6 protein-coding genes, 1 tRNA gene and 1 pseudogene are annotated in these 6,034 nt (G+C 64.5%); 1 reads left to right on the top strand and 7 read right to left on the bottom strand.

The features are described from left to right. The coding region (locus ACO48X_RS09330) for a 5'-3' exonuclease (protein WP_485001812.1) at positions 1–709 on the bottom strand (709 nt) is incomplete at its 3' end. 183 nt (positions 710–892) lie between these two features. On the opposite strand from ACO48X_RS09330, the gene ACO48X_RS09325 reads away from it, so the two are divergent. Continuing rightward, positions 893–1,291, top strand: a complete 399-nt coding sequence (locus tag ACO48X_RS09325) for a PaaI family thioesterase (RefSeq protein WP_485001811.1) — start codon at positions 893–895, stop codon at positions 1,289–1,291. 6 nt (positions 1,292–1,297) lie between these two features. On the opposite strand, the gene ACO48X_RS09320 is transcribed toward ACO48X_RS09325, so the two are convergent. The 6 genes and pseudogenes from ACO48X_RS09320 to ACO48X_RS09295 all read right to left on the bottom strand — a co-directional run. Beyond that, a complete protein-coding gene (locus tag ACO48X_RS09320) occupies positions 1,298–1,924 on the bottom strand; it encodes an ANTAR domain-containing response regulator (RefSeq protein ID WP_485001810.1) in 627 nt (208 codons plus the stop codon). 150 nt (positions 1,925–2,074) lie between these two features. Further along, positions 2,075–2,155, bottom strand: a tRNA-Leu gene (locus ACO48X_RS09315). A gap of 7 nt (positions 2,156–2,162) precedes the next feature. Further along, positions 2,163–3,590 carry a pyruvate kinase gene (gene pyk, locus ACO48X_RS09310; protein ID WP_485001809.1) on the bottom strand — a complete coding sequence of 476 codons (1,428 nt, stop codon included), beginning with the start codon at positions 3,588–3,590 and terminating at the stop codon, positions 2,163–2,165. A gap of 129 nt (positions 3,591–3,719) precedes the next feature. Beyond that, positions 3,720–4,808 carry a prolipoprotein diacylglyceryl transferase gene (gene lgt, locus ACO48X_RS09305; RefSeq protein ID WP_485001808.1) on the bottom strand — a complete coding sequence of 363 codons (1,089 nt, stop codon included), beginning with the start codon at positions 4,806–4,808 and terminating at the stop codon, positions 3,720–3,722. After that, positions 4,805–5,620, bottom strand: a complete 816-nt coding sequence (gene trpA / locus ACO48X_RS09300; protein WP_485001807.1) for a tryptophan synthase subunit alpha — start codon at positions 5,618–5,620, stop codon at positions 4,805–4,807. Before trpA ends, lgt begins: the two co-directional genes overlap by 4 nt. Further along, positions 5,617–6,034, bottom strand: a pseudogene (locus ACO48X_RS09295) (tryptophan synthase subunit beta); the annotation flags it as partial. The gene trpA and the pseudogene ACO48X_RS09295, both read right to left, overlap by 4 nt.

The raw sequence follows: 6,034 nt of genomic DNA, 5'->3' as shown, positions 1-6,034 counted from the left end.
GCTCGGCGTTGGCCCGCAGCGATTCGCCGGCCTTTCCCTTGATCTCGTCAGCGTGGGCGAGGATTTCCTCGACGCCTCCGTAGGCCGCGATCCATTTGGCCGCCGTTTTGGGCCCCACCCCCGGGACGCCGGGGATGTTGTCGGCGTTCTCCCCCACGAGCGCCGCAAGGTCCCGATAGTTGGAAGGGAGCACGCCCGTCTTGTTGAGGACGCCTTCGGCGTCGAGGACCTGCGTCTCGGAGCGGGGCATCGGGTAAAGGACCGTGCACCGCTCGTCCACAAGCTGGAAGGAGTCCTTGTCTCCCGAAGATATGTAGACTCGCATCCCGCTTTCTTCTCCCCGCGCGGAAAGCGTGGCGACGATGTCGTCGGCCTCGTAGTCCTCAACGGTCAGCCAGCGGACGCCCATGGCGTCCAAAGACTGCTGGATGAGCTCGATCTGCCCCGCGAACTCCGCCGGGGTTTCGCCGCGGCCCCCCTTGTAGTCGCCGTACATCCGCGTGCGGAAAGTCCCGCCGGGAAGGTCGAAGGCGACGGCGATGTGGGTGGGCTCGTAATCGGCGACGAGCTTGAGAAGCGTGGTGAGAAAGCCCGACACCGCATTTGTGTGCTGTCCGCCGTCGGTGACGAAATTTTCCGCGCGCAGGGCGTAGAACGCTCGAAATGCGAGCGAATGGCCGTCGATGAGAAGAAGAGTCGAGTCTTTCACCCTTATAACTCTAGTGCCTCCCGGCCGCCCCGGACCTTCCGGGCTGCAGCGGCGCCCTCGCGTCGGCCGTGTTTTCCCCCGCGAGCCAAACGGTCCGCCTCCTCGGCGAAGCGACCTGGGCTTTCGGCGAGGCGATCTCGGATTTCGGCCGACGCCAACCCGGGAGCTGTTACGATCGTCGGCATGCATTCACTTGAAGAATTCGGCGAAAGCGCCCTCGGCGAGCTGGCCTCGCGCATGGGGCTGAGCTTCGTCCGCGCGGACGCCGAGGCAGTCGAGATGCGCATGCCGACTGAGGGAAACCGCCAGGGTTTGATGCTTTTGCACGGCGGCGCCAACGGCGTGCTCGTCGAACACGCCGGGTCGGTGCTGGCGAGGTTCAACGCCCCCGACGGCCGCGTCCCGGTGGGAACGGAACTGTCGGTGAGCCAGCTGCGCTCCGTGACGGAAGGCTGCGTGACGGCAAAGGCGACCGTCGTTCATCGAGGAAGGTCAAGCATGTGCGTCGGGGTCGAGATACGCGACGACTCCGGGGAGTTGACCGCCGTGGGAAGGCTGTCCCTCGTGTTCGTTCGAAGCTGACGGGCGTCAGTCGCGGCCGCCGACCTGTTCGATGACCGCGTCGGCAACCTCCCTCATCGTGAGCCGACGGTCCATCGACGTCTTCTGGATCCACCGGAAAGCCTCGGGCTCGGACAGCCCCATCTTCGCCTCAAGAAGGCCTTTGGCCCGGTCCACCCTTTTGCGCGTCTCGAATTGTTCCGCGAGATTGGAAACTTCGTTTTCCAGCGCGAGGATCTCCTGGCTGCGAGAAAGCGCGATCTCGACGGCGGGAATGAGGTCCGCAGGCGTAAAGGGCTTGACCACATACGCCATGGCGCCGGCGTCCCGCGCCCTTTCGACGAGCTCGCTCTGCGAAAATGCGGTGAGCATGACAACTGCACATCTTTTCGCCGCTAGAATCTTCTCAGCTGCAGTGATGCCGTCCATCCCGGGCATTTTCACGTCCATGACGACGAGGTCGGGGTCAAGCTCCTCGGCGAGTTCGATTGCCTTTTCGCCGTCGCCGGCCTGCCCGACGACCTCGAATCCAGCTTCTTCAAGGGTTTCGACGATGTCCAGTCTGATAAGGGCCTCGTCTTCGACGACCAAGGCGCGGTACGCCGTGCTCGGAGTCGAGCCCTGCTCGGTCCCCGACTCAGCATCATTTGCCATATGTACTGTCTCCTTCGACTATGCCTCCGATTTGATTCGTGATGCGTCCATACTAACGCGACGAATCGCACAAGGTGGTGTTTTTTTACCAAAAGCCCGAAAACTGGGAAGGCGCGCTGCCTAGAAAAAGCCTGCCGCTGCATGAGAGTGTGCTCCCGGCGGGACTCGAACCCGCACGCACGAGGCGCCGCATTTTGAGTGCGGTGTGTCTGCCAATTCCACCACAGGAGCCGGTCCCTCAGCCGTGCCGAGGAAGCGTCTCACCCATTTTATGGACTCGAATCGTATTCGTCGAACCGGACTCGCCAGCGGGCATTCCCGCGACGACGACGATGCGGTCTCCGTCCACGGCCATCCCGAGCTCGCGCAGGAGATGGTCGACCTGCGCCACCATGTCGTCGGTGTGCTTGACGTGGGGAACGGTGAACGTCGTCAAGCCCCACGTGAGCGCAAGCTGATTGCGCACGTCGGGGTCGGGGGTGAAACACAGGATGGGAAGGCGAGCGCGCAACCGCGCCTCGCGCCGAGCAGTCTGGCCGCTTTCCGTGAAGACGACGAGGTGTTTGACGCCCAGGGACTCCCCGATTTCCATGGCAGCGCGAGTTATCACGCCGTTGCGCGTCCTGTGAAGATTGCCGATGAGCGGGATTTGTTCCATCCCGTGTTCCTCGGCGTACTCGATGACCGAGGACATCGTCTCGACGCATTCGATCGGGAACTTTCCGACGGAAGTTTCCCCCGAGAGCATGACGGCGTCGGCGCCGTCCATGACGGCGTTCGCGCAATCGGAGGCCGCGGCGGGCGTGGGGCGCGGATGGTCGATCGTGGAGTCGAAGACCTGGGTGGCGACAATGACGGGCTTCGGGCGCTGGCGGGCCAAAGAAATGGCCCGCTTTTGCACGAGCGGCACCTGCTCGAGCGGAAGCTCGACGCCGAGGTCGCCTCGCGCCACCATGATGCCGTCGAAGGCCCTGACGATGTCCTCCAGATTCTCGACGGCTTGGGGCTTCTCGATTTTTGCTATGACCGGGCGGCGGACGCCGACCTGGTCCATGATCTCGTGGACGTCGTCGACGTCTGCGGGCGTGCGGACGAAGGAAAGCGCGATGAAATCGGTGCCGAATTTGAGACCCCATTCGAGGTCCTCGCGGTCTTTTTCAGAAAGCGCCGGAACGGAAACGGCGACGCCGGGAAGGTTGACGCCTTTGTTGTTCGAAACGGGGCCGGGGACGATGACTTCCGTGCGCACGGTCGTATCCGTGACGTCGAGCACGCGGACAGCCACCTTGCCGTCGTCGATGAGGATGCGGTCGCCGGGGTTGCAGTCGCCGGGCAGACCTTTGTAGGTCGTGGAAACGAGTTCCTTCGTTCCGGGAACGTCCTCGGTGGTTATCGAGAAGATGTCTCCGACGGCCAGATCATGGGGCCCGTCGGCAAAATGCCCGAGGCGAATCTTGGGGCCCTGGAGGTCGACGAGGACCGCGATGGCCTGCCCCGTGATCTCGGCAGCCTTGCGGACGCGCCGAATGCGCTCCTCGTGCTCGGCGTGGGTCCCGTGCGACGCGTTGATGCGTGCGACATTCATTCCGGCTCTCGCCAGAGCAAGGATTTCCTCCTGCGAATCGGTTGCAGGGCCCAGGGTACACACAATCTTCGCTCTTCGCATGTACTCAAGCCTACCCGAGCGCGGGCGGCGCGGCACTCAACGCGCACGGCGTTGAGCGCCACATCACGCCGACGGCGACGAATCTCTGCGCTTTCCCAACCGGCTCTGCGCCGCCTCAGGCCCCTCGACTTACCCTTCGGCCGCCTCGGGTTTGCCCTCGCCGGACTTCTCGGCTGCAAGCTCAGAGATCTTCTTGGCCAGTCCGGCCTTCTCTTCGGCGGCGGCCGCCTTCCTGCGAGCCTTCTCCCCCGTGGTCAATTTGTCCCGTTTGCCGGCTTCTTCGCCTTCGAGGCCGCCATTCTTCTCAATGTCGTCCTTTTCGGCGTCGCCCTTTTCCGCGCCATCCTCCGAGCCGATGCGCTCGAAAAACTTCTGACGCGCCTCGTCGCTCACCCAGACGTCGTCGACGCCGGGGTCTTCCTTCACGCGGCGGCGAAGGACGACGAATGCGACAAGCCCGCCGAGGAAGACGACGATCGAGGTCCAAACGTTCAGGCGCAGGCCGAACACAAGATTCGCCTTGTCGATGCGCAGCGTCTCGATCCACAGCCTGCCCGCCGTGTAGTACATGACATAGCAGGCGAAAAGCTGGCCGCCGACGAGCTTGAACCGCTTGCCGAGCAGGGAGAGCAGCGCCGCCCCCGCCAAACACCACAGCAGTTCATAGAGGAAAGTCGGATGGAACGTCGTGGCCTCGGGGTACCCTCCGACGATGTGGCGGGCGTCGATCTCCAGCGCCCAGGGGACGGTGGTCGGCTTTCCATACAGCTCTTGGTTGAAGTAGTTGCCGATCCGGCCTATCGCCTGAGCCGTGAGAAGCGCGGGGGCTATGGCGTCGCCGATCGGCATGAGGCGCAGCCCGTAGCGCCTCGCCACGAGCCAGGCGCCGACCCCGCCGAACGTTATCGCGCCCCAAATGCCCAAGCCGCCGTTCCAAACGGCAAAAGCCTGAAGCGGGTTCTTGCCCCTGCCGAAGTAAAGTTGATGGTCTGTTACGACGTGGTAGATCCTTGCGCCGACGATTCCGAAGACCACCATGGAAAAGAGGAGGTCTCCGACGACGACGTCCGGCCCTCCTTTGGCCCGATACCGGCGCAGAAGTATCCACCACGCGGCGGCGATGCCGCAGATGATCGCCAGGGCGTACGCGCGAATCGTGAACGGGCCGACGCTCCACGAGCTCACCGGCGGCGACGGTATAGAAGCAAGGACGCTCATTGTTCCTCTCCGTGTGCGGCGAGGGCGAGGCCCTCCGCTGTCGTTCTCATGTCGCGCAGCCCTTGCAGGCCGCCCCGCATAAGCGGGCGGATGAGGGCGGAGCCGACGATGACGCCGTCGGCGTAGGAAGCGACGCTCGACGCGTGGGCGGGCGTCGTCACGCCGATTCCCACACACACGCGCTGCGCTCCGGCCGCTCTCGTGCGCGCCACGAGGTCGCGCGCCTTCTCGTCGATGCTGGCCCGCTCCCCCGTGACTCCCATCGTCGACGCAGCGTAGACGAAGCCTCGCGAAGCCTGTGCGACTCTACGCAGTCTATCGTCTCGCGAGGATTGCGCAACGAGGAAGACGCGGTCCAAGCCAAGCGCGTCGGAAACCTGCAGCCATTCGTCCGCGTGGTCGGGAATGAGGTCGGGGGTGATGAGGCCCGCTCCGCCGGCCGACGCCAGATCGCGGGCGAAGCGATCGATTCCGTAGCGGAAGACGAGATTGAAGTAGGTCATGACGATCGGAGTCGCGCCGGCGCCGGCTATGGCCTCAACCATTGCAAACGTGTCAGCCACGCGGGTCCCGCCCTCGAGGGCCAGGCGAGTCGCCTCCTGGATCACTCCGCCGTCCATCGACGGGTCCGAGTAGGGCACGCCGACCTCCACGACGTCGGCCCCGGCCGCCACAAGCTCCTTGGCCGCCGCGATCGAACCGGGGAGGTCGGGGAATCCGACGGGCAGATATCCGACGAATGCGGCGCCGCCGCGTTCCTTGGCCGCGTCGATGGCCTGCCCCACCCTGGACGTTTTCGTCTCTTCCCTCACAGCGTCTCCCCCTTGCCTTCGATGCCGAAGTAGTCCATGGCGGTTTGCACGTCCTTGTCGCCTCTTCCCGAGAGGGATACGAGGATCGTGGGCGGCCTGCTCCCCGCTGCCTGAGCCTCCCGGCCGATCTGAAGGGCGCCGGCCAGGGCGTGGGCCGATTCGATGGCCGGGAGTATGCCTTCCTCGCGGGTGAGAAGCCGGAAGGCCTCCATGGCCGCATCGTCGTCGATCGCCCGGTACTCCGCCCTCCCGATCGAGTGCAGCCACGCGTGCTCGGGGCCGACGCCGGGATAGTCCAAGCCCGCCGAAATCGAGTGGGACTCGACCGTCTGGCCGTCCTCATTTTGCATGAGGTAGCTCATCGAACCGTGGAAAATGCCCAGAGAGCCGGCGTTGATCGTCGCCGCGGTCTTT

Source organism: Peptidiphaga sp. (genome assembly GCF_057238965.1).
The sequence above is the reverse complement of the archived record's forward strand: the minus strand, read 5'-3'. Positions and strand labels throughout refer to the sequence as shown.

Excerpts from the sequence above, each read along its gene's own strand:
- ACO48X_RS09325 (WP_485001811.1), top strand. The coding sequence starts at position 893 with ATGCATTCACTTGAAGAATTCGGCGAAAGCGCCCTCGGCGAGCTGGCC.
- ACO48X_RS09320 (WP_485001810.1), bottom strand. The coding sequence starts at position 1,924 with ATGGCAAATGATGCTGAGTCGGGGACCGAGCAGGGCTCGACTCCGAGC.
- pyk (WP_485001809.1), bottom strand. The coding sequence starts at position 3,590 with ATGCGAAGAGCGAAGATTGTGTGTACCCTGGGCCCTGCAACCGATTCG.
- lgt (WP_485001808.1), bottom strand. The coding sequence starts at position 4,808 with ATGAGCGTCCTTGCTTCTATACCGTCGCCGCCGGTGAGCTCGTGGAGC.